The following is a 24,561-nucleotide window of genomic DNA, read 5'->3' on the forward strand; positions in this document are numbered from 1 at the left end:
CGGCGCCCACCCTCTGACTGCGGAAGTAACTCCACCATGGATCTCGTGCTGATCGAGTCCCTCGGCGTCGACACCGTCATCGGGGTCTACGACTGGGAGCGCACCATCACCCAGCGCCTGGTGCTCGACCTGGCGCTGGCCACGGATATCCGCCCGTCCGCGGCCGCGGACGACATCACCCTGACGCTGGACTATGCCGCCATCAGCGAGCGCATCCAGGCCTTCGCCGCCGCGCACGACTTCGCCCTGGTGGAGACCTTCGCCGAGCGGCTGGCCGACACCCTGCGCGAGGAGTTCGCCATTCCCTGGCTGCGGCTGACCGTGCGCAAGCCGGGAGCGGTGCCCGCCGCGGCGGCCGTCGGCGTACAGATCGAACGCGGCACTCGCCCGGAGGCAAGCTGATGGCCCTGGTCACGGTGAGCATCGGCAGCAATATCGAGCGCGACCGCCACGTGCACGCCTGCCTGGATGCCCTGGCGGAGACCTTCGGAGAGCTCCGGATCTCGCGGGTGTTCGAGAGCGAGCCGGTGGGCTTCGAGGATGGGCGCAACTTCTACAACCTGGTGGCGGCCTTCGACAGCGACTGGACGGTGGGGGAGCTGCAGGCCTGGTGCAAGCGCCTGGAATTCGCCAACGGCCGGCGCAAGGCGAGCCCCAAGTTCAGCCCGCGCACCCTGGACATCGACCTGCTCACCGTGGGGGAACTGACCGGCGAGCATGACGGCGTCGCCCTGCCCCGCGACGAGATCAGGCATCACGCCTTCGTGCTGCAGCCCCTGGCCGAGCTGCTGCCCGAGGCCCGCCACCCCGAGAGCGGCGAGACCTATGCGGCGCTGTGGGCCGGCTTCGAGGCCGGCAGCCAGCGCCTGTGGGCAATCGAGTTCCACTGGGCCGGGCGAATGATCTCCCGGGCCGACTGACCCGACTCAGGACGCCGGGGGCGCCAGCGCCGCCTCGATGACCTCGCACCGCCGGCGGGCCAGCTCCTCGCCCAGCGCTCGCCCCTGGAAGCCCTCCTCCACCAGCGTCGTCGGCAGCACCTGGGCCGCCAGCCGCCAGGCCAGCGCCAGGTCGTCGGCCAGCGCCGGCGCCTCGAGGCTCACCAGGCTCACCAGCGGGGCCACCCGCTCGCCGCGCCGCCAGGCATCGATGGCATCCAGCCAGCCCAGTATCCGCTGCCCCGGCAGCGCCCCCTCGCGCGCCTCCCGACACAGTTCCCGGGTCAGCGCCGCCTGGCGAGCCAGGGCGGCATGGGCCCTGGGCAGGCGCAGCCGTTCGGCCAGGGCGCTTCGCGCCGCCTCGTCCAGGTGCTCCACCAGTCGCGCCCAGCGCCAGCGCGCCAGCGCCTCGCCATCGAGCTCTTCCGGCAGGCAATGGAGCCTGCCCAGGGCCTCGTCCAGCGCCTCGGGGTCGGCCGCGAGTTCCGGCATCAGTACCGCCAGGGCACCGCACGCCTCCAGCGCCTGGAAGTAGACCTCCGGCCAGGGCTCGGCGAGCGCCTTCTCGGTCTCGGTCCAGACCCGCTCGGCCACCAGGTGGCCGATCTCACCGCTGGCCACCAGCTCCCGCATCAGCGCCCGGGTCTCCTCGGCGATAGTGAAGCCGAGCCCGGCATAGCGGGCCAGGAAGCGCGCCGCCCGCAGCACCCGCAGCGGGTCCTCGACGAAGGCCGGCGAGACATGGCGCAGCACTCGCGCCTCCAGGTCGGCCAGGCCGCCGTAGGGGTCGATCAGCTCCCCCGCGGGGCTCTCGGCCATGGCGTTGAGGGTCAGGTCGCGGCGCGCCAGGTCCTCCTCCAGGGTCACCTCGGGGCTGGCGTGCACCACGAAGCCGGTGTAGCCGTGGCCGGCCTTGCGCTCGGTGCGCGCCAGGGCGTACTCCTCGTGGGTCTCGGGATGCAGGAAGACCGGGAAGTCGCGCCCCACCGGCTTGAAACCGCGGCGGTGCATCTCCTCCGGCGTGGCCCCCACCACCACCCAGTCGTGGTCGTAGACCGGCCAGCCCAGACGCGCATCGCGCACCGCCCCGCGCACGCAGAAGACCTCGAGGCCCTCCACGGCGGGGTCCCGCGTCACGTCCAAGGGTCAGGCCTCCACGCGGTCGGGGTGGCGAAGCTGCCACTCGGTGAAGCCGCCGTCGAGGCTGTAGACCTCGGACAGCCCCTGGCCGGCCAGCCAGGCGGCAGCCTGCTGGCTGGAGTGACCGTGATAGCAGACCACCACCACCGGCCGCTCGGCCGGGGTCTCGCCGAGGAAGGCGCCGACGCTGTCGTTGTCCAGGCGCCGGCTGCCGGGAATGTGCCCCTGGGCGTAACTCATGGGGTCGCGGATATCGACCAGCGCCGCCTCGCGGCCCTCGTCGAGCCAGGCCTGCAGGGTCGGGATATCGAGATGCTGGAAGCTCATGGTGGCCTCTCGTGGTCAGGGCTTGAAGGTTATCGCCGGCGTCAGCGCCGCCGGCTGGGCACGCTTGCGCGCTCGCCGCTCTCGAGGGCCAGGGCGGTGAGCGCCCCGCCCCACACGCAGCCGGTATCCAGGGCCTGGGCATCGACGCGACTGTGCGGGGTCGCCCCCTGCAGGGCCGCCCAGTGGCCGAACAGCAGCCGGGCGCCGTCGCCGCGGGGGTACTGGAACCAGGGAGCGAAACCCGGCGGGGCGCTGTCGAGCCCCTCCTTGGCGGAGAAGTCGAGCCTTCCCTCGGCATCGATGAAGCGCATGCGGGTGAAGACGTTGACGATGGCCCGCAGCCGGTCGACGCCATCGAGGTCGTCGCGCCACAGCGCCGGGGCGTTGCCGTACATGCGCTCGAGGAAGGCCCCGGCGTGCTCGCCGCCGAGCACGGCCTGGACCTCCCGGGCCAGGCCGGCGGCCTGGTCCAGCGACCACTGGGGCAGCAGGCCGGCGTGGGTCATCAGGGTGTCCTGCCCGAGGGTGTCGCGCACCAGCAGAGGCCGCGACTGCAGCCAGTCCAGCAGCGCCTCGCGGTCCGGTGCGGCGAGTATGGCATCCAGGGTGTCCTTGCGGTTGAGGGCCGCGCCGCCGCGGGCCACGGCGAGCAGGTGCAGGTCGTGGTTGCCGAGCACCACCCGGGCCGCCTCACCCAGTGCCATCACCTCGCGCAGGCAGGCCAGCGACCCCGGGCCGCGGTTGACCAGGTCACCGGCCAGCCACAGTCGGTCGCGGCGGGGATCGAAGTCGAGGGCCTCGAGGAGCTCGACGAACTCGGCGTGACAGCCCTGGAGGTCGCCGATGGCATAGGTGGTCATATGGCGCTCCCGGCAAGGGTGAAACAGTGGATTCAGTGTACCTGGTTGGGGCCGGCCAGGCGGAAGGGGGCGATGGCCACCTCGAAGGGGCGCTGGGAGGCGGTATCCACGCAGGTGTAGTCGCCCTCCATCACCCCCACGGGGCCATCGAGGATCGCCCGGCTGGTGTATCGGAACTGCTGCCCCGGCCCGATCATCGGCTGCTGGCCCACCACCCCCTTGCCGCGCACCTCCTGGACCTTGCCGCTGCCCTGGGTGATCTTCCAGTGGCGGGCCATCAGCTGGATGCTGTGGCGCGAGGCGTTGTGCACCGTCACCGTGTAGCTGAAGACGTAGCGCCCCTCGCCCGGTGCGGACTCCTCCTCGCGGAATTCGGGCTCCACCTCGACCCTGATCTGGCCCTGCAGGGCCTCGGGCAGCACCGGCCTCATTCCGGCACCTCCTCGCCCGCCTCGGCGCCGCTTTGGGCCAGGTGGTTGGCGATGCGCACGAACTCTTCCACGGTGAGGGTCTGGGGGCGGCGGGCGGGATCGATGCCGAGCGCCTCGAGCGCCTCCGCCGTGATGCGCCCCTTGAGGTTGTTGCGCAGGGTCTTGCGACGCTGGCCGAAGGCCTCGCGCACCAGGGTGAAGAGCAGCGCCTCGTCGGTGGCCGGATGGGGCAGCTCGGCATGGGGCGTCAGGCGCACGATGGCGGAGTCCACCTTGGGCCGAGGCACGAAGGCCTCGGGCGGCACCACGAACAGCGAGTCCACCCGGCAGCGGTATTGGGCCATCACCGAGAGCCGCCCCCAGTCGGGGCCGCCCGGTTCGGCGGCCAGGCGCTCCACCACCTCCTTCTGCAGCATGAAGTGCATGTCGGCGATGGCATCGCCGGACTGCAGCAGGTGGGCGATCAGCGGGGTGGAGATGTTGTAGGGCAGGTTGCCCACCACCCGCAGCCGCTCGCCCTCGCCTCGCAGGGCGCGGAAGTCGAACTTGAGGGCGTCGCCCTCGTGGATCACGAAGCCGGGGTAGTTGAAGAACTGCACCCGCAGCCCGGGGATCAGGTCGCGGTCGAGCTCGATCACCTCGAGATGACCCTCGGCGGCCTCCAGCAGCGGCTCGGTGAGGGCGCCCTGGCCGGGGCCGATCTCCACCAGGCGCTCGCCGGGACGCGGCCCGATGGCGCGCACGATGCGCGAGATGATGCCGCGGTCACGCAGGAAGTTCTGGCCGAAGCGCTTGCGGGCCCGGTGAACCGGGGGGCGAGATGACATTCAGGGGTGTCCTTCTATCGCTAGGATCTTGAATTCTTGCATGGAAACGGAGCTTTCCGGCGACCGGCTTATGAGCGGCGCCAGGCCATCTCGGCGGCCAGCGCCACGGCCACGCGCAGGCTGCCGGGGTCGGCGCGCCCCGTGCCGGCGAGATCCAGGGCGGTGCCGTGATCCACCGAGGTGCGCACGAAGGGCAGCCCGAGGGTAATATTGGCCGCGCTGCCGAAGCCGGCGTACTTGAGCACCGGCAGGCCCTGGTCATGATACATGGCCAACACCGCGTCGACCCCCTCGAGGTGACGCGGCGTGAACAGGGTATCGGCGGGGAGCGGGCCGTCCAGCCGCAGCCCCTCGGCGCGCAGCGCCGCGAGCGCCGGCTCGATCACCTCGAGCTCCTCGCGGCCCAGGTGGCCACCCTCGCCGGCGTGGGGGTTGAGCCCGCACACCGCGATGCGCGGCGCCGGGAGGCCATACCAGTGCTTCAGCTCCGCATCGAGGATGCGCAGCACCCGGGAGAGGCGCCCGGCGGTGATGGCATCGGCCACCTCGCGCAGCGGCAGGTGGGTGGTGGCCAGCGCCACCCGCAGCGCCGGCGAGCCCCGCCAGCCGGGTCGGGTGGCGTGCAGCGCGAGGTCGGTGGCGAGCATCATCACCACTTCCTCCACCCCGCAGGCGTCGCGCAGGTACTCGGTGTGACCGGTGAAGCCGGCGTGGCCGGCATCGAGGATCACCCCCTTGTGCAGCGGTGCGGTGACCATCCCCGCGGCGTGGCCGGCGCGACAGGCGGCGATCGCCACGTCCAGGGTCTCGAGCACGTAAGCGGCATTGGCCGCGTCCAACTGGCCGGGGCGGGACGGCGCCCGCAGGGCCACCGGCCACACCGGCAGGCGCCCGGGAGCGGCCTCGGACACCGCCTGGCCGGGGGCGAGCTCGAGCGGCTCGAGGGCGATGCCGAGCCCGGCGGCGCGCTCGGCCAGAAGCCCCGGGTCCCCCACCGCGACCACCCGGGCCGCCGGCCGTGACTGAGCCGCCAGCATCACGACCAGCTCCGGACCGATGCCGGCCGGCTCGCCGGTGGTCAGCGCCAGCACCGGGGGCTCGGCCGGCGCCATCAGCGGCCGTCGAGCCGGTTGTCGACGAAGGCCTGGGAGCGGATCTCCTGCAGCCAGACCTCCAGCTCCTCGTTGGCGCGACGCTGGAAAAGCGCCTGCTGGGCCTGCTGGCGGCTGGCGCCCTCCTGCTCCATGAAACGCTCCACCTCCCGTTCGGAGAGATTGCCCCGGCTGCCCACCCGGCGCTGCTGCAGCTCGCGCAGCACCAGCTCGCGGCGGATCTCCTCGCGCACGGTGGCGAGTGCCAGGCCGTCGGCCTCCAGGGCGTCGGCAAACTGCTCAAGGCTCATGCCGTTGCTCTCGGCGATGGCCCGCACCTGGCGGTTGAGCTCGGTGTCATCGATGGAGAGCCCGGCCTCCCGGGCCATCTGCAGCTGGATCTCCTCAAGGATCATCTGCTCGAGGAGCTGCTCGCGCAGCACCCGCTCAGGGGGGAGGTCGATCTGCTGGGCGGTGAGCTGGCTGCGGGTCTGGGCCACCCGCTCCTCCAGCTCGCTCGCCATGATGGCGCCCTGGTTGACCACCGCCACGATGCGATCCAGCGACTGGCGCTGGATCGACTGGAACTCCTGGGCCTGGACGCTCAGCGGCACGGCGGAAAGGCCCAGCGCCAGGGCCAGGCCGGCGGCCATCGGGGGGGTGCGCCGGCGGCTCACTGTCTGCTTATGTGTCATCTTTCCTCTCTAGAACTTGGCAACGGCGGGTGGCGCCCGGGTCAGAAGGCGGTGGAGCGATAGCCCGGGATGGCCTCCTCGAAGTAGCTGTCGGCCTCGCGGCCCACGCCGCCGAGACCCTTGAACACGAAGCGCAGGAAGATCCCGCGATCGGTGAAGTCGTCCTCCACCCGGGCCGTGTCGTTGTCATCGACCCACTCCCGCCAGACCAGCTGCAGACCATAGCAGCAGTCGTTCCACTGCACACCCGCCAGCTGCTCCAGGGAGCGGTCGTTGGTGTGGTCGTAGAGGAAGCGACCGATCAGGTCGACGCGGTGGCTGGCCTTCCAGGCGAACGACAGGTCGTACTCCTCGCGGTTGAAGTCGCGGAACTCGTCCGTGGTGTCATCCGTGGTGTTCGGATCGAAGCCTTGGAGCTCCCAGCGGTAGCCGAGGTTCAATGCGTGGCCCGCGGGCGAGCGATACTGCAGGTCGAGGGAGGTGCGCTCGGTCTGCTCGAAGTTGTCGTCGTAGAGCCACTGCCAGCGGGTGCGCCAGCGGTCGGTGATCTGCCAGTCGGCACGGGTCACCACCGGCGAGCGGTCGCGGGTGGCCCGGTAGCGATCGATGAAGTTGCCGGGCAGGGTATCGGGATCGCCGTTCATGTCGATGGTGCGATCCTCAAAGTAGTAGGCCTGGCCTACCCCCACGGAGACGCGCTCGCGGCCGCGGGCGTCCTCCAGCAGCCGCGACTCCACCCCCAGAGAGAGGCGATTGAGGTCGCCGACGCGGTCGCTGCCGGAGAAGCGATGGGGCGACCAGAGCTGGCCCCAGGAGAAGGCGCGCTCGCTGGTATCGAAGTCGGGGAACTCCGACTGATCCCGGGCCGGCACATAGGCGTAGTTGGCGCGGGGCTCCAGGGTCTGGCGGTAGCCGCTCCCCCCCAGCTCCAGCTCGCGCTCGAAGACCAGGCCGCCGTCGAGGGAGGCCACCGGCACCTCGCGGGTCAGGGAGGTGTCGCGGTCGGTCTCGCGCTCGCCGTAGTCGAGCTCGTAGGCGGTGGCCAGCCACTCCAGGCGCGGCTCCAGGTGCCCCCAGCTCTCGTCGAAGCGCCAGCCCATCGCCGGCGTCAGGTGCAGCCGCGAGCCGATGGCGGACTCCCTCTCCAAGGGAATACTGTTCTCGTCCACGTCGCGCCAGAAGTAGGTGTAGTTGGAGCCCCACTGCTGGTAGAAGCCTCCCTGGTTCCAGCGCGCACTGGCGGAGAGGCTCGGCAGCCGGTAGAAGGGCTTGTCGCGGTCGGCCAGGGGGTCGTCCAGCTTCTGGAAGCCCTGGGCCCGGGCGTCGAGGCGCCAGACGTCGCCGCGGTAGTCGATCTGGGCCAGGCGCGGCATGGCGGAGGTGTTCTGCTCGGCGAAGTCGCTGCCGAAGTCGTCGAAGTAGCGGCCGTCGCTGGCCGCCCCGTAGCGCAGCTGGTAGCGGCTGCGCGGATTGAGCGTACCGGCGTGGCGGTAGTCCACATACCAGCGGTCCTCGCCCTCGTGGCGGCGCGAGGCGGCGTTGGGGTCGTCGCTGGACCCGCCGTCGTCGCTGCCGAGGAAGGCCCCCTCGATCTGGCCGGCGTCGCTGGGGAAGAGGTAGCGGTATTCGCCGCCCAGCAGCAGGCCTCGATCGGTGATCCAGCGCGGGGTGATGGTGGCGTCGTGGTTGGGCGCGATGTTCCAGTAGAAGGGCTGGGCGTAGTCCACGGCATCGCTGGAGATCCCCACGGCCGGCCACAGGAAACCGGTGTGGCGGCGATCGTCGATGGGAAAGCGCACCCAGGGCCAGTAGAAGACCGGCACCCGCCCCACCTCGAGCCTTGCATTTCGGGCGGTGCCGAAGCCGCTCTCGCGGTCGAGCACCACGTCGCCCCCCACCAGGCGCCAGAGGTTGTCACCGGGGTCGCAGGTGGTGAAGCTCGCCGAGGAGAGCCGGTAACGACCATCCTCCAGGCGCTCCAGCTGCAGGGCATCGCCGCGCAGGTGGCGGTCGTGGACCACGTAGTGAGCGTTGTCGATGCGCGCCGCATCGCTGACCAGTGACAGCTCGGCGGCCTCGCCACGCACCAGCAGGTTCTGGTCGCGCAGCGCCAGGGGACCCTCGGCGAAGGCACGCTCCCGGCTGCCGGGCACTCGTACCTGGGGGGTCTCGAGCTGGGCGGTATCGCGACGCAGCACCACCTCGCCGCGCAGGATCGTCTCGCCATCCTCGCCGTAGCTGGCACTGTCCGACTCGCTGGCCACGCGGCCCGGCGGCGGCTCGGCAAGGCGGTAGTCGGGCATCACGTAGACGCCGCGGCACAGGGCGCCGGCGGGGCGGTCATCGCCCCAGGGGCGGAAGTCCAGCGACTCGGCGGGCAGGGAGGCGGGCGAGGCCGCCGCATAGGGAGCGCCGGCCAGGCTCAGGGTCGCCAGGCCGGCCAGGGCCGTCCATGAGAGTCGCTTGCCCATGTTCCTCGATGTCCTTGGCGGGGTGAATCGGTATTATACAGGCCGCACCGCGCCTGTGCTGCCGGCGGGCCACGCTGCGCTCAGCATGCGGCGAGCCCCCGCGGCCGTCAACCGACCCGCCGCCGGACCCTTCACGTCACCCAGGAGCCAGCCACCATGTCCGACGCCGCCCCCTCGCGCCTCGCGCTGCTCAGCCGGTGGGCCGCCGAGCGCCACGGCCTGCCGGCCGAGGAGATCGACCTGCGCCTGGCCGCCGGCGACGCCAGCTTTCGCCGCTACTACCGGCTGTCGCTGCCGGGTGGCGTCACCCGAATGCTGATGGATGCCCCGCCGGAGCAGGAGGACAGCCACCCCTTCGTGGCCATCGCCCGGCGCTGGGCCGCCGCCGGCCTGCCGGTGCCGCGTCTTCACGGCGAGGACCTTGCCCGCGGCTTCCTGGAGCTCGATGACCTGGGCGATACCCCCCTGCAGGCCTGCTTCGGCCACGAGGACGACGCCGCCACCCTGGCCTGGCACGAGCGGGCCATTGCCCTGATCCATGAGCTGCAGAACCGCGCCGGCCCGGACGCGCTGCCCCGCTTCGACAGGGCCCTGCTGGGCCGCGAGCTCGACCTCTTCCCCGAGTGGTGCCTTGGCGAGTGGCTGGACCTGGCGCCGCCGCCCGGGTGGGGCGACCTGCGCGAGGCGCTGATCGCCTCGGCCCTGTCTCAGCCAGTGGTCACGGTGCACCGCGACTATGACGCCATGAACCTGATGGTGCACGGCGACACCCTGCACCTGATCGACTTCCAGGACGCGGTGGCCGGCCCGCTCAGCTACGACCTGATCTCGCTGCTGCGCGGGCGCTACTGCCGCTTCGACGCCGACCGCTTCGCCACCTGGGTGGAGGCCTTCTACCGCCGCGCCCAGGCCGATGGCCGCCTGCCCGCCGGCGTGGAGACGGCCACCTTCCTGGCCCAGGCTCAGGCCATGGCCGCCCAGCGCTCGCTGAAGGTGCTGGGGATCTTCTGCCGGCTGACCCTGCGCGACCACAAGAGCGGCTACCTTGAGCGCCTGCCCCACTTCCTGGCCCATCTGGAAGAGAGCCTGGCAGGGCTCGACGGGCACGCCGACGTCAAGGCCTGGCTGGCCGACACCTTCCGCCCGGCCCTGGCGGCACGCCTGGAGGGCACGGAATGAAGGCGATGATCCTGGCCGCGGGGCTCGGCACCCGCATGCGCCCGCTCACCGACCGCTGCCCCAAGCCGCTGCTGCCGGTGGGCGGCCGGCCGCTGATCGTCCACCACCTGGCGCGGCTTCGGATAGCGGGCATCACCGAGGTGGTGATCAACGTGAGCTACCGCGCCGAGCAGATCATCGCCGCCCTGGGCGACGGCACCGAGTACGGGGTGCGGATCGCCTGGAGCCGCGAGGAGGCGCCGCTGGAGACCGGCGGCGGCATCCGCCAGGCGCTGCCGCTGCTCGGCGAGGCGCCCTTCCTGCTGGTCAACGGCGACATCTGGTGCGACCTCGACCCGGCCGACCTGCCCGCCCTGGGCGACGACCTGGCGTGCCTTGCGCTGGTGACCAATCCCGACCACCACCCGACCGGCGACTTCCATCTGGATGCCGCCGGCCGCGTCCACGCCGAGGGCGAGCCGCGCCTCACCTTCGCCGGCATCAGCCTGATGCATCCCGCGCTGGTGGCCGACGAGCCCCGCGGCGCCTTCGCCCTGGCACCGCTGCTGCGCCGCGCCATGGCCGCGGGGCGCGTGGGCGGCCACCACCATCGCGGCGAGTGGGTCGACGTGGGCACCCCCGAACGGCTGGCCGAGCTCGACCGGCGCCTGCTCGATAGGCATATCTCCTAGCAGTCTGTCGGGTTTTCGATAACGTCGTGAGATACTCGCTTCCAGCCGCCACCACCGGAACGTCGCCATGAGCCGCTTCATCCCCGTTGACCGCCAGACCGATTATCTTCTGCCGCCTTCCGTGGACGAGTGGTTGCCCGATGACCACCTGGCGCGCTTCGTGGTGGATGTTGTCGAGCAGCTGGACCTCTCGGCGTTGACGCGGCGGTACGCCGGCCGGGGGCATAAGGCCCATCACCCGGCGGTGCTGCTGAGTCTGCTGGTCTATGGCTATGCCACCGGGGTGTATTCCAGCCGCAAGATCGAGCGGGCCACCTATGACTCGGTGGCGTTCCGCTACCTGGCCGCCAACACCCATCCCGACCACGACACCCTGGCCACCTTCCGGCGGCGCTTCCTGCCCGAACTGGAGCAACTGTTCGTCCAGGTGCTCTTGCTGGCCCGCGAGATGAAGCTGCTCAAGCTCGGCACCATCGCGCTGGATGGCACCAAGCTCAAGGCCAACGCCAGCAAGCATAGGGCGCTGTCGTACGGCCATGCCAAGAAGCTGGAGGCTCAGTTCAAGGCCGAGGTGAAGGCGCTGACCCAACGGGCCGAGTCCGCGGATCGGGATGACGCCGCCGATGGCATGGACATCCCGGCGGAGATTGCCCGTCGCGAACAGCGCCTGGCGGCGATCGCCGAGGCCAAGGCCAAGATCGAGGCGCGGGCCGAGGAGCGAGACGCCGTCGAACAAGCCGCCTACCAGGAAAAGGTGGCGCGCCGTGAGGCGCAGCGGAAGGCCGGCAAGACGCCTCGGGGGCGGGATCCCGAGCCACCGACGGGCGGCCCCCGCGACAAGGATCAGGTCAACCTCACCGACCCACAATCACGCATCATGCCGGTCACCGGCAAGGCCTTCGATCAGTGCTACAACGCCCAGGCGGCCGTCGATACCGACACCCTGCTGGTCACCCACGTGCATGTCACCCAGGCGACCAACGACAAGCAGCAGGTCATGCCGTTACTGACCGCATGGCAGGGCTACCCCGAGGCGTTGGGGCGCCCCAGTTGCCTGCTGGCCGACACGGGCTACTTCAGTGCGGCCAATGTCGATGCCTGCCAGGCCCATGGCATCGAACCGCTGCTGGCCATGAAGCGCGATGTCCATCATCTCCCCGTGTTCGAGCGCTTCGCGGCGGATCCGCCCGCCCCGGCGAGTGAGGATCCCGTCGAGCAGATGGCGCACCGCCTGAAGACCCGGGCGGGACGCGCCCTGTATGCGCTGCGCAAGCATACGGTGGAACCGGTCTTCGGCATCATCAAGCACGTGATGGGGTTCCGGCAGTTCTCGCTGCGTGGCCTGGACAAGGTCAGCGGCGAGTGGCGACTGGCCACCCTGGCCTGGAACATCAAGCGAATGCACCGCCTGGCTGCCGGATGAGGGGAGATCCCTCACCGGGTAGCGCGTCACCGGGGTCAGGAGCGGTGCAAGGCGAGGCAGGGAGGGCCAACAGCGACTCTCCCGCCACATGACCGACTACCCTGCGAAGAAACCAGAGAGGGGACGTTGCTTCTACGCTTCATGCCCCTCTAAACCGACAGACTGCTAGAGCGAGAGGCGCCGGGGGCAGGTCTGAGAGGGGGTCCTATGCCAGGGATGGCATCGGTAGCGTACAGGGAAGTATTTACAGCGCCCCCGAACAGGCCTGTCGCCGGAACAGCCTTGAGCGATGTGCGGGGCTTAGCAACGACTGCTATGCTGCCGCGATTTCCCGACAATCGAGAAGGAATCAAGAATCATGAAAGCCAGCGTGAAATGGACCGATGGACGTCAGTTCGTTGCCGAAAGCGGCAGCGGCCACAGCGTGGTGATCGACGGCCCGCCCGACCACGGCGGCCGCAACACCGGCCCGCGCCCCATGGAGATGCTGCTGATGGGCCTGGGCGCCTGCACCTCCTTCGACGTGCTGGAGATCCTCGAGAAGTCCCGCGCCCCGGTGAGCGACTGCGTGGCGAGCCTGGAGGCGGAGCGCGCCGATGACGTGCCCAGCGTCTTCACGAAGATCCACGTGCACTTCACCGTCACCGGCAAGGGGCTGAAGGAGAAGCAGGTGCAGCGCGCCGTGGAGCTCTCCGCGGAGAAGTACTGCAGCGCCTCCATCATGCTGGTGAAGGGCGGCGTCGAGGTGACGCACTCTTATACCATTGTTGAGGAATAAGCCTGCGCAGGAGGCTGATCCGGAAGTAGGCCTGCGAGGAGGCGCTGTGAATACATCCTTGTACGCTACTTCGGCCATCCCTGGTCCTCAGACCTCCTCTTCGGCCTACCACCGGCGCCTCCCGCTGAATCGTGGCCCTTGATCCTTGGTTCCTGGCGCTCGGCGCCTAGACCCGATAGACGCTCTTGGTCATCACCTTGGACATCAGCGTCATGCCGAACTTGACCGGGGCGGGGAAGCGGGCGCCACCGGCCTCCAGCGCCAGCTGGGCGTGGTGGGCCTCATCGATGGCCATCTGGCGCAGCACCGCCCGGGAGCGCTGATCCCCCGCCGGCAGCTTCACCAGGTGGTCCTCCAGATGGCGGCCCACCTGCTCCTCGGTGGCGGCCACGAAGCCGAGGCTCACCCGGTCGCCCACGGCCCCGGCCACCGCGCCAATGCCGAAGGAGGCGGCATAGAAGAGCGGGTTGAGCAGGCTGGGGCGGTCGTGCAGCTCCTGGAGCCGCTCGTCGCACCAGGCCAGGTGGTCGATCTCCTCCCTGGCCGCCTCCTCCATCTGGTCACGCACATCGGGCAACTTGGCGGTCAACCCCTGGCCCTGGTAGAGCGCCTGGGCGCACACCTCGCCGGTGTGGTTGATGCGCATCAGCCCGGCCGCATGGCGGCGCTCCTCCTCGTCCATGGGCGCATCCTGCACCTCGGGGGTCGCCGGAGACGGCCGTGACGCCTGGGCGGCATGGGGCACCAGGGTGCGCAGCACGGTATCGAACTGGTGGATCAGGTTGTCGCTGGGAGAGAGCTTGCGGTTCATGACGATCTCTTCGCGCCTCGGTCCGGAATGGATGCCCCATTGTAGCCGAGGGCCCCTGCCGCCTGAAGCACCGCCCTGAACGGCCGACGCCACCTGGCGGTGGCGTCGAAAGAAGCTGCACCCGATGCGTCGAACGCCTGGGCTTGCGCGGTTGCCCGCAGGGCGCCGGCTAGCCAGCCGGCCAAGTGAAGCGTCGACCGCCCATCAGGTGCATATGAATATGGTAGACCGTCTGGCCGCCGTCGTCATTGCAGTTCATCACCACCCGGTAGCCCGCCTCATGGAAGCCCCGCTCGCGGGCCAGCCCGGCGGCCACGATGGGCAGCCGGCCGACCAGGGCGCGGTCGCCCTCGTCGAGGTCGTTGAGGGTGGCGATATGGCGCTTGGGGATCACCAGCAGGTGGGTCGGGGCCTGGGGAGCGATGTCCTCGAAGGCCAGCACCTCGTCGTCCTCGAAGACGATGGTGGCGGGGATCTCGCGGTTGACGATCCGGCAGAACAGGCAGGCCATGGCGTCTCTCCCTGGTCGGAGCTCTGGAGGGTGGGGCTCAGCGGAAGCGGCGCTGGGCCAGCAGGTGGCGCACCAGCGGCGCGAGGATCAGCTCCATGGCCAGCGACACCCGCGCCCCTGGCACCACCAGGGTATGGGGACGGCTCATGAAGGAATCCGGAATCATCGCCAGCAGGTAGGGAAAGTCCACGGTGGCGGGATCGCGGAAGCGGATCACCGCGAAGGACTCGGCATCGGTGGGGATATCCTGCACCTCGAAGGGGTTGGAGGTATCCACCGTGGGGACTCGCTGGAAATTGATGTGGGTGCGCGAGAACTGCGGCTGGATGTAGCGCACGTTGTCGTCCATGCGCCCGAGGATGGTGTCGATCACCGCCTCCTGGGAGTGGCCGCGCAGCTTGGTGTCGCGCACGATCTTCTGGATCCACTCCAGGTTGATGGTGGGCGCCACCCCCACCAGCAGATCCACATGGCGAGCGATGTCGTGTTCGGGCGTCACCAGGCCGCCGTGGAGCCCCTCGTAGAAGAGCAGGTCGGTGCCGTAGGGCAGCGGCTGCCACTCGGTGAAGGTGCCGACCCGGTAGCCGGCCTCGATCATCCGCTTGTCCTCGGCGTGGATATAGTGGCGATAGGTGCCACTGCCCTGCTCGCCGTACTCCTGGAACAGCGCCTCGAGCTCGTCGAGCAGGTTGGCCTCCACGGCGAAGGGAGAGAGCTCGTCCTTGCGCTCGGGCTCCTCGCGGAAGATCCGCGCCAGCTCCTCCCGGGTATAGCGATGGAAGGCGTCGCCGTCGACCACGGCGGCATGGACGTCCTCGCGGGCGAACATGCGCTCGAAGGAACGCTTGACCGTGGTGGTGCCGGCCCCGGAGGAGCCGGTCACGGCGATGATCGGATATTCGCGGGACATCAGGCGCCCCCTGCTCCGGCAAGCGCCGCGACCACGGCCTCGGGCACCGCCACCGGGCGCCCGGTGGCCGGGTCGACCAGCATCACGTTGAGCCGGGCGGTGGCCACGGGGCGGCCGCCCTCGGCGTGGCGCACGCGGTGGTAGACGGTGATCGCCCGCCCGACGGGGGTCGGGATCGCCGTCTCCACGACCAGGGCATCGGGCCAGCGCGCCTCGGACTGGTACTGCACGGCGAGGTCCGCCACCACGCTCGGGTAGCCGCCGAGGTCCCACTCGGTGAGGCCCAGGGCACCGAAGGCCTGGATCCTCGCCTCGTGGAGCAGCGACACCAGAGTGTCATGGCCCAGATGGCGGCCGTAGTTCATGTCGGTGACGCGCACCGTCAGCGGATGACGGTGCACGATGGCCGTCTCGGGAAACTCGAGCCTGGCGCGCTCCATGGGCACCTCCTTAAACACCCTCCCGGGCAATGGCCCGGTAGGCAATGTCGCGACGGCAGAGCACGCCTTCCCAGCGGATGGCGTCGACGCCGCGGTAGGCCTGCTCGGCCGCGGCCGAGACCCCCTCGCCCAGGGCGGTGACGCAGAGCACCCGCCCGCCGGCGGTGACAAGCTGGCCGTCCTGCTCCGCCGTGCCGGCATGGAAGACCTTGCAGCCGGTGGCCTCGGCGGCCTCGATGCCCTCGATCACATCGCCCTTGCGGTAGCTGCCGGGATAGCCGCCGGCGGCCAGCACCACGCCCACCGCGGCGCGGGGATCCCAGTCGCACGCCTTGCCGGCAAGCGCACCGGTGGCGCCGGCCAGGCAGAGTTCGGCGAGGTCGGACACGAGGCGCAGCATGATCGGCTGGGTCTCGGGGTCACCGAAGCGGCAGTTGTACTCGATCACCTTGGGGTTGCCCTCGGCGTCCATCATCAGCCCCGCGTAGAGGAAGCCGGTGTAGGGGTGCCCCTCGGCCGCCATGCCCTTCACGGTGGGCAGGATCACCCGCTCCATGATGCGGCGATGCACCTCGTCGGTGACCACGGGGGCCGGGGAGTAGGCGCCCATGCCCCCGGTGTTGGGGCCGGTGTCGCCCTCGCCCACCCGCTTGTGGTCCTGGCTGGTGGCCATGGGCAGCACGGTCTCGCCGTCCACCATGACGATGAAGCTGGCCTCCTCGCCGTCGAGGAACTCCTCGATCACCACCCGCGCGCCGGCGTCGCCGAAGGCGTTGGCCTCCAGCATGTCGCGCACCGCTGCCTCGGCCTCGTCGAGGGTCATGGCCACGATCACGCCCTTGCCGGCGGCCAGGCCGTCGGCCTTGATGACAATGGGGGCGCCCTGCTCGGCGAGGTACGCAAGCGCCGGCGCCACCTCGGTGAAGGTGCGGTAGTCGGCGGTGGGAATGGCGTGGCGGGCCAGGAAGTCCTTGGTGAAGGACTTGGAGCCCTCGAGCTGGGCGGCGCCGGCCGTGGGGCCGAAGATCGCCAGGCCCGCCTCGCGGAAGCGATCGACCACACCGACCACCAGCGGCGCCTCGGGACCGACGATGGTCAGGTCGATGCCCTCGTCCCGGGCGAAGGCCACCAGGCCGTCGAGGTCATCCACCGCGATGTCGACGTTGGCCAGGCCGGCCTCCCGGGCGGTTCCAGCATTGCCGGGCGCCACGAAGACCTGGGCCACCAGGGGCGACTGGGCGACCTTCCAGGCCAGGGCATGTTCGCGGCCACCGCCGCCGATGATCAGCACCTTCATTCGTTCCACCTGCATTCTGCGAATCGAAAGCTCGACGAGCCGTAACGAGGCGGCATTATGTCAGAAAGCGTGCGCCTTCGCCCGGGCCTCACTTCGTCTCATCATCGTTCTTGCCGCCGGCCTGGCCGATGGTCTGCTGCCAGAACTTCATGTTCTCCTCGGCCAGCTCGCGCATCAGCTCCAGGGGCGAGTGGCGCATGGCCTGCTGCCACTGATCCTGCATGCGCTGCTGCTGCTCCATCATCAGCCGGGTCCCCTGCTCAAGATAGCGGGCCAGGGGCAGCGGCTGGGCCATATCGTAGACGCGGATGAACTGGGCCAGCAGGTCGTTGGAGAACACCTCGGCATCGCCGTCGGCCTGCTCCTGCTCGATGATGATCGACAGCAGGATGGTGCGCGTCAGGTCCTCGCCGCTCTTGGCGTCCTCGACGCGGAAGGGCACGTCATCGAGCACCAGCTGGCGCAGATCCTCGAGGGTCACATAGCGGCTCTGTTCGGTATCATAGAGCCTGCGGTTGGCATACTTGCGAATCGCGCGCACGGCGCTGCTCCTCGGTCGATGTGGGGGTATGTACCCCTGTACGGCTATTGTGCACCGCGACACCATCCATGCAAGGCCATGCACGACATTGCCGCCAACGCGAGGCACCGATGAACCTGATCCTGCTTGCTCCGGAGGATATCGAGAACCACCGCCTGGCCCGGGTTACCGACCCGCGCCGACTGCGCCACCTGCGCGAGGTGCATCGCGCCACGCCGGGCGACCGCCTGACGCTGGGGGTACTGGGTGGCGGCATCGGCCAGGGCGAGCTGCTCGCCCTCGACGACCGGGAAGCCACCTTCCGCCTGGACGGCCTCGACCAGCCGCCGCCCCCGGCCCTGCCGGTACACCTGGTGCTGGCCCTGCCGCGGCCGCGCATGCTGGCGAGAAGCCTGGAGCATGCCACCGCGCTGGGCGTGAAGGCGATCACCCTGCTGCACACCCGCCGGGTGGAGAAGAGCTACTGGCAGTCGCCGGAGCTGGCCGCGGAGAAGATCCACCAGCACCTGGTGCTGGGGCTCGAACAGGCCCGCGACACCCTGCTGCCCACGGTCACCCTGGAGAAGGGCTTTCGCCCCTTCGTGGAGGAGCGCCTGCCCGGCCTGCTCGAGGGGCGGCGCGGCCTGCTGGCCCACCCCGGCATGGCCCAGGCCTGCCCGCGGGGGATAGACGACCCCACCCTGCTGCTGGTGGGGCCGGAGGGCGGGTTCATTCCCTGGGAGGTGGAGAAGCTGCTCGAGGCGGGCTGCGAGGGCATCCACCTGGGGCCGCGCATCCTGCGCGTGGAGACCGCGGTGACCGCCCTGCTGGCCCGGCTGTTCTGACCCGGGGGGTGGCGTCAGCCGTCGTGGCCCTCGCCCATCTCGTCGGGCTCATGCTCGAGAAGCGGTGACTCCTCGCTGCAGTTCGGGCGCTGCATGAAGGTCTCGCGCACGTCCAGCAGACCCAGGTGGGAGATGGTGCGCCGCCCCAGCAGCAGCGGATAGTTCATCTCCTCGCGGTCACGCAGGCTGAACTGCTCCTCATAGACAGTATCACCCAGGCAGACCTTCATCAGCACCACCGGCCGCTCGTCGCGCCCCCCGGCCCCGCGCACGCGCAGGTCGCGATAGAGCGGCAGCTCGAGCTCTTCGGTGAAGGCCTCGCCGCTGGCGGTATCCTCCAGCTTGAGCCGGAAGCTCACCCAATCCTCGCCGTCGCGCTCGAAGGTCTCGATCTCCCGGGCATCCAGCGACGAGGTCAGCGCCCCGCTGTCCAGCTTGGCCTTCACCGCCACGCCCCAGGGTTCGATGGTGGCGCGCTCGACCCAGCCGAACACCTTGTCGTCGGCGCCGGCCTGGGCCATGCCGGCCAGGAGCCCGGCAGCCAGGGCGAGGGGGCGCACCATGCGGCGCGTCGAGGCAGCGAAATCCATGGGTGATCTCCTTTCAGGGGCAGAGAGAAAATGCACAAAACGTGCAAATGGACCGCACAGAGAGCCGAGGGTTCCCCGCCTGACGCACCGGGCGGCAGGCCCGGTGCGTCAGCCGCCCTCACCGCTGGAGGCGCTCCAGCAGCCGCAGGGTGGCGAAGCCATCCGGCGTGACGCCGATCGACTGCTGGTAGGCCCGCAGCCCGCGCTGGGTGTTGGGGCCCATGATGCCGTCCGGGGTTCCCACATCGAAACCGCGGGCGTTGAGCGAGCGCTGCATCTCGCGCACCTGATCACGGCTCAGCGGCTGCTCATCCCGGGGCCAGCCGGCCTGGATGCCGCCGCGGCCGGCGATCTGGTCGGCCAGGGACCCCACCGCCAGGGCATAGCTGGTGGCGTTGTTGTAACGCAGGATCGCCCGGTAGTTGGGACCCACCAGGAAGGCCGGGCCGCGGGCCCCGGCGGGCACGATCACCGAGGCCGCGTCGAAGTCGGGCAGGCGACCGCCGCCGAGCGGGCGCACGCCGAGGTCGGCCCACTCCCGGGCCGAGCGCCGGTTGGCGAGCTCCGCCCGGGCGTAGTCGAAGTCGTCCGGAAGCACGACCTCCACGCCCCAGGGCTGGCCCGTGACCCATCCGGCCCGAGCCAGGTAGTTGGCGGTGGAGGCCATGACGTCGGGAATGCTGCCCCAGATGTCGCGGCGTCCGTCGCCGTCGCCGTCCAGGGCGTAGGCCTCGAAGCTCGAGGGAATGAACTGGGTGTGGCCCATGGCGCCGGCCCAGGAGCCGACCATGCGATCCGGGGCGATGTCGCCGGCCTCGATGATGCGCAGGGCGGCGAGCAGCTCGCCGCGGGCGAAGTCGCGACGGCGACCGTCGAAGGCCAGGGTGGAGAGCGCGTCGAGGGTCGAGAAGCTGCCGAAGTTGCCGCCGTAGTTGCTCTCGATGCCCCAGATCGCCACGACCACCTCGGCGGGCACGCCGTAGCGCTGCTCCATGCGCCGCGCGGTGTCGCGATGCTCGGCCAGCTTGGCGCGCCCCTGGGTGACCCGCTGGGCGGAGACGGCGCTGTCCAGATACTGCCAGATGGGACGCACGAACTCCGGCTGTGAGCGGTCCAGCTCGATCACCCGCGGCCGGTAGCGGACACCGTCCAGGGCCCGCGCCAGGGTCGCCTCGGAGATGCCTTCCTGGCGGGCCTCCCGGCGGAACTGGGCGCGCCAGGCGTCGAAGTTGGCAGGCGGGGCCGGCTCGGCCTCGCTGGCGGTCGCCTCGGCCGCCGTCGGGGTGGCGTCGGCGGCAGGCTCATCCGCCGCCTGGGCGTCCCGGGCCGGGCCGCTCTGGCAGCCGGCAAGCAGGCCCAGCATCAGGCCGAGGGTCAGTGTCCGTTTCATCACGCTTGCGCTCTCCATGGCATGGCATTGCGCCGATCATCGCGCAGAAACGGCACCACCACCACCCCCCTAGCCGCCGGCGAGGCGCCAGATCACCAGCCCGTGGCAGGCCACCACCACCACGGTCAGCAGGGTGCGCAGCGACTGGTACCAGGTGGGCAGCAGCTCGCGGCTCGTCCTGCCGCACTCGTGCAGGCGCACCACCAGGAAACCGGCGATCAGCACCCAGGCCCCGGTGGCCGGGTGCAGCAGCAGCGCCGGCCAGGCGATCAGGCTCGGCGCCATGCTCAGGGCCAGCCGCCTCCGGAAGCCGGCGCTGTCGTCCGGCTCCAGGGACATCGCCACGCCCCACTGCACCCCGCCCAGGAAGGAGAGGATCACGGCGCTGTAGGTGAGGAAGGCCGGAATGGCCACAAGCTGCCAGGCCAGCGGCGCCAGCCAGGCACTCCCCGCCAACGCGAGGAACGGGAGCAGCCCGGCGAGACCGAGGCCAAGGGGAAGTCGAGGAAGGCGAGCGGCAGTCATGGCGTCTCCTGGTCGGGTTCCGAAAAGAGCGAGAGCTGGGGCGAGGCGGCCGGCGTGCCGGGGCGCCGCCCGGGCCGGCGGCTGGCGAGCCGCTCCAGCAGCGCCTCGCTGGCCTCGTGCGCCCCGGGGGCGCGGCGGGCGGCGTGGAGCTCGCGCTTCCAGCGTCGCGCCTCCGCCTCGAAGTCATGGATCGGCCGCGGGTAGTCCCGCCCCGGGTGGAAGTTCAGGGCGGCACGCTCGGCGGCCGGCAGGGCCCAGGGACGGTGTCGCCAGGTCGATGGCAGCCCCGCCAGGGCGGGCAGCCAGCGTGCCACGAAGCGTCCCTCGGGGTCGCGCTCCGCGGCCTGCTTGAGAGGGTTGTAGACCCGCAGGGCGTTGGTGCCGGTGAGCCCCGCCTGCATCTGCACCTGGGAATAGTGGATGCCGGGTTCGTAGTCGACGAAGAGCCGCGACAGGTGCAGGGCCGGGTCACGCCATGGCAGCCCCAGCCCGAAGGTGGCGAAGGAGACCAGCATGGAGCGCATGCGGAAATTGAGCCAGCCGGTCTCCCGCAGGGAGATCATGCAGGCATCCACCAGGGGCACGCCGGTTCGCCCCTCGCACCAGGCGGCCAGCCGCTCGGGGGCGGGTGTCTCGCGCAGCCCGCGCAGGGCGGGGTGCAGGGTGCGCTGCTCCAGCGCGGGCTCGCTCTCCAGCTTCTGGATGAAGTGGCAGTGCCAGTGCAGCCGCGACTCCAGGGCGGCCAGGGCCCGAGACCACTCAGCATCGCCGCGCCGCTCGCCCCTGGCCCGGCGCAGCCCCTGCACCACCTCGCGCAGGGAGAGCGTGCCCCAGGCGAGGTGGGGCGATAGCCGGGAGCCGGCACGACGGGCGCGGTCGGGGCTGCCGATGTCCCGGTGGAAGCGCACCCCTCGCCCCGCCAGGAAGGAGTGCCAGGCGTCGAGCCCCGCGAGCCGGCCTCCGGCCTGGCGCCCCGGGCAGGACTCGCGGCCCGCACCGAGCCGCTGGGCCCGCCAGTACGTGCGGGGCAGCGGTGCCAGTCGCTGCCCCCCCTCGGGTGAGCGGGCCGGGCGCGGGGCCGCCAGTGGCTCGGCCATCAGCGCCTCCCACTGGGTCGCCCAGCCGCGGCGATGCCCCAGCCCGCGGATCACGCCGTGCTGGCGGGTCTCGTGCCAGGGCACACCCCGCCGCCGGCACCAGTCGGCCACCGCGAGGTCGCGGGCAAAGCTCCAGGCGTTGCCGGTCTCCTGGTGGGAGCGCAGCACGCAGGGGCCAAGGAGGGCGACCACGCGCTCCAGCACCTCGACCGCCTCGCCCTCCAGCACGCAGAGCGGCAGGCCGAACTCGGCCAGGGCATCGGCCAGCGCCTCGAGGCTCTCGGCGATGAAGTCCCAGTGGCGCTGGGCGCTGTCGGGCTGCTGCCAGAGCGACGGCTCGATCACGTAGAGCGGCAGCACGGGCCCCGCGGCGCAGGCCTCGGCGAGGGGCCGGTGGTCGTGGCTGCGCAGGTCGCGCTTGAACCACACCAGCTGGACGGGCGCCTCAGCCACTCTGGCGCGCTCCTGCCTGTCCCCCCTGGCCGGGCGCCTCCGGAAGGGGGAGTGCAAAGTGCTCGGGCGCCACCGTCCAGGGACGATGCCGGCCGCTGCCCGGGGGCAGCACGGCGATCTCGGGCAGCCAGTGCGCCACGTAGGCCCCGTCGGGATCGTAGCGCGCGGCCTGCCAGAGCACATCGAAACGGTGCCCGCGGGGGTCACGCCCGACGCCGGCCACATAGCGCCAGTTGCCCCAGTTGCTGGACACATCGAAGTCGATCAGCGCATGCTCGAACCAGGCCGCACCCAGCCGCCAGTCGACGCCGAGCTCATGGACCAGGTAGCTGGCCACGTTCTGGCGAGCCCGGTTGGAGAGCCAGCCGGTGGCGGCGAGCTCGCGCATGGCCGCGTCGATGAAGGGCATCCCGGTGCCCCCCTCGCACCAGGCCCGGAAGGCGTCACTCCTCGGGGGAAGCCTGCGGGGGCCGAAGAGCGCCGCCCCCTCCTGGCGGGCCGCCCAGTGAAAATAGTCCCGCCATAGCAGCTCGAAGATGACCCAGCCGCTCGACTCATTGGCACCATGCCGGGCCTCCCAGGCTCGCACCGCATCGTGCACCTGGCGCGCCGACAGGCAGCCGTGGGCCAGCCAGGCCGAGAACCGGGTGGAGAAGTCGGCGCCCAGCAGACCGTTACGCGTCTGCTTGTAGCGAGCCACGGCACCGCTTTGCCACAGGTAGTGATCCAAGCGCGCCAGCCCCTCGGCCTCGCCGCCGACGAAGCGATAGGCCGTACGCTTGTCGGGGGTCCAGGACGCCGCCCGGCTGCACACCTTGCCCAGGGGCGGGAAGCCGCGGGGGGCCGCCTCGGGCCAGGGCGGCAGGGTCACGGGGGCCGGCAGCGCCGCCGACACCGCCCCGGCACGCTCCACCCTGCGGCGAAAGGCCGAGAAGCTCCCCGGCAGGGCCGCCACCGGGACCGGCAGGCTCGCCTCGTCCAGCAGCAGCCCGCTGTCGGGCTGGCACAGCGCGACGCCCTCCCCCAGGCGCTCGGCCAGCCGGTGTACCTGCTGGGCCTCGTCCCGCCCGGCATCGCGGCGAACCCGCACCTGACTGGCCCCGTGCCGGTCGGCGAGCTCGGCGACCACCATCACCGGGTCGCCCACCCGCACCAGCAGGTCGCTGCCGCGCCTGAGCAGCTCCCCACGCAGGGCGATCAGGCTCTCCCACAGGAACCGCAGCCGGGCCGGCCCGATGCGCGCCGCCTCGAGGCCAGGCAGGGTCTCCAGCCAGGCCCGATCGAGCACGTAGACGCAGAGCAGCTGCTCGGGCGGGGTCTCGAACTGGAACAGGGGGTTGTCGGCGAGACGCAGGTCGTGGCGCAGCCAGGCAAGGGTCAGGCTCATGTGGCCCTCCCCGCGCGGCGCGCCTCGCGGCGGCAGCGCTCGCTGCAGAAGCGCACCTCCGCCCAGCAGCGCGCCCACTTGCGTCGCCAGGCAAAGGGTCGTTGGCAGTGGCCGCAGGTCTTGCTGGGCAGGTGAGGTTTGAGGTGCACGATGGGGCCCCATCTTCATGGACAGAGCCTCATTATCGTACAACAAGTGTATAACTTAAAGCCCGCCTGCCCTCCTCACGGCAGAAGGCCGCCCGGAGGCGGCCTTCGACGGGCAGCGTCAGCATGGATCAGGAGGGGTCGCTCTCCTTCGGCTCGCGCCGGGCGTTGGCCTCGGTCTCGTGGCCGCTCTTCAGCTCGTGGGTGAGCGGGTCATAGTTGGGACGCAGCTCATCCTTGACCGTGCCGCTCCACAGCTTGGAACCCACGAAGTAGCCGGCTCGGCCGATGATGTGGGCCGCCACCGGGGCGGTCATCAGGATGAAGACGATGATGGCGAAGGCGCGAGCCGCCACCCCCACCTCGGCGAAGTGCATCGCCACCGCCAGCATGACCAGGATCACCCCCAGGGCCGCGGCCTTGGTGGTGGCGTGCATGCGGGTCAACAGGTCGGGCAGGCGCAGGATGCCCAGCGACGCCAGCAGCATCAGCAGGGCGCCGGCGATGACGAAGGTGCCCTTGATGAACTCAATCATCGCGCGGTCCTCCACGTTCCAGGAAGCGGGCGAAACCGATGGCGGCCAGGAAGCCCATCAGGGCGATGACGATGGCCGCATCGATGAAGCTCGAGACGTCGGACTTGATGGCGTAGACGCCCACCAGGCCCACGACGATGCTGGCGAAGAGCTCCAGGGCCACCACCCGGTCGGGCAGGCTCGGCCCGCGCACCACGCGCACGAAGCAGAGGATCAGGGCGAGGCTCATGATGACCTGGCTGATCAGTATCACGATATCCATGCGGGTACCT

29 protein-coding genes are annotated in these 24,561 nt (G+C 70.7%); 7 read left to right on the forward strand and 22 right to left on the reverse strand.

Annotation, left to right across the window (positions count from 1 at the left end):
- Positions 1-36 precede the first annotated feature (36 nt).
- Positions 37-402: a dihydroneopterin aldolase gene (gene folB / locus B6N23_RS06475; RefSeq protein WP_305503007.1), complete on the forward strand. Its 366-nt coding sequence runs from the start codon at positions 37-39 to the stop codon at positions 400-402.
- A complete protein-coding gene (gene folK / locus B6N23_RS06480) occupies positions 402-920 on the forward strand; it encodes a 2-amino-4-hydroxy-6-hydroxymethyldihydropteridine diphosphokinase (protein WP_305503010.1) in 519 nt (172 codons plus the stop codon). The genes folB and folK overlap by 1 nt, the downstream gene beginning before the upstream one ends.
- Positions 921-926: 6 nt before the next feature.
- Here folK and B6N23_RS06485 read toward each other — a convergent pair whose 3' ends face one another.
- From B6N23_RS06485 to B6N23_RS06520, 8 genes are all read right to left on the reverse strand, one after another.
- Positions 927-2,081, reverse strand: a complete 1,155-nt coding sequence (locus tag B6N23_RS06485; protein ID WP_305503012.1) for a tRNA nucleotidyltransferase/poly(A) polymerase-related protein — start codon at positions 2,079-2,081, stop codon at positions 927-929.
- A gap of 3 nt (positions 2,082-2,084) precedes the next feature.
- The gene (glpE, locus tag B6N23_RS06490) at positions 2,085-2,405 is read right to left on the reverse strand and encodes a thiosulfate sulfurtransferase GlpE (RefSeq protein WP_110068532.1); all 321 of its coding nucleotides are present in this window, start codon (positions 2,403-2,405) and stop codon (positions 2,085-2,087) included.
- 41 nt (positions 2,406-2,446) lie between these two features.
- On the reverse strand, positions 2,447-3,265 hold the full coding sequence (locus B6N23_RS06495) for a symmetrical bis(5'-nucleosyl)-tetraphosphatase (protein ID WP_302141210.1): 819 nt from the start codon (positions 3,263-3,265) through the stop codon (positions 2,447-2,449).
- A gap of 32 nt (positions 3,266-3,297) precedes the next feature.
- The gene (apaG, locus tag B6N23_RS06500) at positions 3,298-3,696 is read right to left on the reverse strand and encodes a Co2+/Mg2+ efflux facilitator ApaG/CorD (protein ID WP_169957576.1); all 399 of its coding nucleotides are present in this window, start codon (positions 3,694-3,696) and stop codon (positions 3,298-3,300) included.
- Entirely contained in the window at positions 3,693-4,523 is an 831-nt protein-coding gene (rsmA, locus tag B6N23_RS06505; RefSeq protein WP_169957575.1) for a 16S rRNA (adenine(1518)-N(6)/adenine(1519)-N(6))-dimethyltransferase RsmA, read from the reverse strand. Before rsmA ends, apaG begins: the two co-directional genes overlap by 4 nt.
- Before the next feature lie 68 nt (positions 4,524-4,591).
- On the reverse strand, positions 4,592-5,635 hold the full coding sequence (gene pdxA / locus B6N23_RS06510; protein WP_305503016.1) for a 4-hydroxythreonine-4-phosphate dehydrogenase PdxA: 1,044 nt from the start codon (positions 5,633-5,635) through the stop codon (positions 4,592-4,594).
- Positions 5,635-6,309 carry a SurA N-terminal domain-containing protein gene (locus tag B6N23_RS06515; protein WP_305503018.1) on the reverse strand — a complete coding sequence of 225 codons (675 nt, stop codon included), beginning with the start codon at positions 6,307-6,309 and terminating at the stop codon, positions 5,635-5,637. The genes pdxA and B6N23_RS06515 overlap by 1 nt, the downstream gene beginning before the upstream one ends.
- 41 nt (positions 6,310-6,350) lie before the next feature.
- Positions 6,351-8,780 carry an LPS-assembly protein LptD gene (locus B6N23_RS06520; RefSeq protein ID WP_305503020.1) on the reverse strand — a complete coding sequence of 810 codons (2,430 nt, stop codon included), beginning with the start codon at positions 8,778-8,780 and terminating at the stop codon, positions 6,351-6,353.
- Positions 8,781-8,936: 156 nt separating this feature from the next.
- Between B6N23_RS06520 and B6N23_RS06525 the strand changes: the two genes are divergently transcribed.
- The 4 genes from B6N23_RS06525 (at position 8,937) to B6N23_RS06540 (ending at position 12,831) form a co-directional block, all read left to right on the forward strand.
- The gene (locus B6N23_RS06525) at positions 8,937-9,959 is read left to right on the forward strand and encodes an aminoglycoside phosphotransferase family protein (RefSeq protein ID WP_305503022.1); all 1,023 of its coding nucleotides are present in this window, start codon (positions 8,937-8,939) and stop codon (positions 9,957-9,959) included.
- On the forward strand, positions 9,956-10,630 hold the full coding sequence (murU, locus tag B6N23_RS06530) for an N-acetylmuramate alpha-1-phosphate uridylyltransferase MurU (protein WP_305503025.1): 675 nt from the start codon (positions 9,956-9,958) through the stop codon (positions 10,628-10,630). Before B6N23_RS06525 ends, murU begins: the two co-directional genes overlap by 4 nt.
- A gap of 67 nt (positions 10,631-10,697) precedes the next feature.
- Positions 10,698-12,053 (forward strand): IS1182 family transposase, encoded by a 1,356-nt coding sequence (locus tag B6N23_RS06535; protein WP_305503027.1) that lies wholly within the window; start codon positions 10,698-10,700, stop codon positions 12,051-12,053.
- Between the two features lie 358 nt (positions 12,054-12,411).
- The gene (locus tag B6N23_RS06540) at positions 12,412-12,831 is read left to right on the forward strand and encodes an OsmC family protein (protein WP_119021930.1); all 420 of its coding nucleotides are present in this window, start codon (positions 12,412-12,414) and stop codon (positions 12,829-12,831) included.
- A 166-nt stretch (positions 12,832-12,997) separates the two neighbouring features.
- On the opposite strand, the gene coq7 is transcribed toward B6N23_RS06540, so the two are convergent.
- The 6 genes from coq7 to phaR form a co-directional block, all read right to left on the reverse strand.
- Entirely contained in the window at positions 12,998-13,642 is a 645-nt protein-coding gene (coq7, locus tag B6N23_RS06545; protein ID WP_211620945.1) for a 2-polyprenyl-3-methyl-6-methoxy-1,4-benzoquinone monooxygenase, read from the reverse strand.
- A gap of 169 nt (positions 13,643-13,811) precedes the next feature.
- Positions 13,812-14,153 (reverse strand): histidine triad nucleotide-binding protein, encoded by a 342-nt coding sequence (locus tag B6N23_RS06550; RefSeq protein ID WP_119021932.1) that lies wholly within the window; start codon positions 14,151-14,153, stop codon positions 13,812-13,814.
- A gap of 37 nt (positions 14,154-14,190) precedes the next feature.
- On the reverse strand, positions 14,191-15,063 hold the full coding sequence (locus B6N23_RS06555; protein WP_305503035.1) for a phosphoribulokinase: 873 nt from the start codon (positions 15,061-15,063) through the stop codon (positions 14,191-14,193).
- A complete protein-coding gene (locus tag B6N23_RS06560) occupies positions 15,063-15,503 on the reverse strand; it encodes an acyl-CoA thioesterase (protein WP_305503037.1) in 441 nt (146 codons plus the stop codon). The genes B6N23_RS06555 and B6N23_RS06560 overlap by 1 nt, the downstream gene beginning before the upstream one ends.
- A gap of 10 nt (positions 15,504-15,513) precedes the next feature.
- Complete coding sequence (gene purD, locus B6N23_RS06565; protein WP_305503039.1) at positions 15,514-16,800, reverse strand: phosphoribosylamine--glycine ligase; 1,287 nt, start codon at positions 16,798-16,800, stop codon at positions 15,514-15,516.
- 88 nt (positions 16,801-16,888) lie between these two features.
- Positions 16,889-17,341 (reverse strand): polyhydroxyalkanoate synthesis repressor PhaR, encoded by a 453-nt coding sequence (gene phaR, locus B6N23_RS06570; protein WP_305503042.1) that lies wholly within the window; start codon positions 17,339-17,341, stop codon positions 16,889-16,891.
- Between the two features lie 110 nt (positions 17,342-17,451).
- On the opposite strand from phaR, the gene B6N23_RS06575 reads away from it, so the two are divergent.
- Positions 17,452-18,165, forward strand: coding sequence for a 16S rRNA (uracil(1498)-N(3))-methyltransferase (locus B6N23_RS06575; protein ID WP_305503044.1), 714 nt, complete (start codon positions 17,452-17,454; stop codon positions 18,163-18,165).
- A gap of 14 nt (positions 18,166-18,179) precedes the next feature.
- Here the strand turns inward: B6N23_RS06575 and rloA3 are convergent, their stop codons facing one another.
- From rloA3 to B6N23_RS06610, 8 genes are all read right to left on the reverse strand, one after another.
- Positions 18,180-18,755 (reverse strand): retropepsin-like aspartic peptidase RloA3, encoded by a 576-nt coding sequence (rloA3, locus tag B6N23_RS06580; RefSeq protein ID WP_379687952.1) that lies wholly within the window; start codon positions 18,753-18,755, stop codon positions 18,180-18,182.
- Positions 18,756-18,873: 118 nt separating this feature from the next.
- A complete protein-coding gene (locus B6N23_RS06585; protein WP_305503047.1) occupies positions 18,874-20,145 on the reverse strand; it encodes a lytic murein transglycosylase in 1,272 nt (423 codons plus the stop codon).
- A gap of 69 nt (positions 20,146-20,214) precedes the next feature.
- The gene (locus B6N23_RS06590) at positions 20,215-20,670 is read right to left on the reverse strand and encodes a DUF3429 domain-containing protein (RefSeq protein ID WP_305503050.1); all 456 of its coding nucleotides are present in this window, start codon (positions 20,668-20,670) and stop codon (positions 20,215-20,217) included.
- The gene (locus B6N23_RS06595) at positions 20,667-22,220 is read right to left on the reverse strand and encodes an FAD-binding domain-containing protein (RefSeq protein ID WP_305503052.1); all 1,554 of its coding nucleotides are present in this window, start codon (positions 22,218-22,220) and stop codon (positions 20,667-20,669) included. The genes B6N23_RS06590 and B6N23_RS06595 overlap by 4 nt, the downstream gene beginning before the upstream one ends.
- Complete coding sequence (locus tag B6N23_RS06600) at positions 22,213-23,607, reverse strand: DASH family cryptochrome (protein WP_305503054.1); 1,395 nt, start codon at positions 23,605-23,607, stop codon at positions 22,213-22,215. Before B6N23_RS06600 ends, B6N23_RS06595 begins: the two co-directional genes overlap by 8 nt.
- Positions 23,604-23,756 (reverse strand): DUF2256 domain-containing protein, encoded by a 153-nt coding sequence (locus tag B6N23_RS17040; RefSeq protein ID WP_169959479.1) that lies wholly within the window; start codon positions 23,754-23,756, stop codon positions 23,604-23,606. Before B6N23_RS17040 ends, B6N23_RS06600 begins: the two co-directional genes overlap by 4 nt.
- A 128-nt stretch (positions 23,757-23,884) precedes the next feature.
- Complete coding sequence (gene mnhG, locus B6N23_RS06605; protein WP_110068515.1) at positions 23,885-24,289, reverse strand: monovalent cation/H(+) antiporter subunit G; 405 nt, start codon at positions 24,287-24,289, stop codon at positions 23,885-23,887.
- On the reverse strand, positions 24,282-24,551 hold the full coding sequence (locus tag B6N23_RS06610; RefSeq protein ID WP_110068514.1) for an MrpF/PhaF family protein: 270 nt from the start codon (positions 24,549-24,551) through the stop codon (positions 24,282-24,284). The genes mnhG and B6N23_RS06610 overlap by 8 nt, the downstream gene beginning before the upstream one ends.
- Between the last annotated feature and the right edge of the window lie 10 nt (positions 24,552-24,561).

Source organism: Halomonas alkalicola, from assembly GCF_030704205.1.
In the GTDB taxonomy this organism is placed as follows: Bacteria; Pseudomonadota; Gammaproteobacteria; order Pseudomonadales; family Halomonadaceae; genus Halomonas; species Halomonas alkalicola.